Source organism: Desulfocicer niacini, from assembly GCF_054657595.1.
The window spans coordinates 1-283 of the sequence record NZ_BAAHYK010000222.1 but is presented as its reverse complement, the minus strand read 5'-3'; the positions used below and the strand labels follow the sequence as shown (position 1 = coordinate 283).

1 protein-coding gene is annotated in these 283 nt (G+C 48.8%); it reads left to right on the top strand.

The window, feature by feature from the left end; genetic code table 11:
• Positions 1–38 precede the first annotated feature (38 nt).
• On the top strand, positions 39–283 hold a 245-nt coding region (locus tag ACYQ2M_RS25485; protein WP_459919202.1), incomplete at its 3' end, for a helix-turn-helix domain-containing protein.

The following is a 283-nucleotide window of genomic DNA, read 5'->3' as shown; positions in this document are numbered from 1 at the left end:
ACCATGCCTTTCCACGCTATGGCAACCGGCAGGTCAAAGTGTCTACACTCAAATCCTGGCTCAAGGCATACCGGAAAAACGGCTTTGACGGATTAAAGCCCAAAGTCAGAAAAGATAAAGGCAGACCCAGGAAAGCCGATCCACAGGTGATGGACGCCATTCGGGTGACATGCAGGGCCTATCCCCATATCACCGTCAAACGGCTTCATGAAAAGCTCATGCAAGAGCATTTGACCGACAAGTCGTTCATTCATTACAATACGTTGTTGAGGATCGTTAAGGA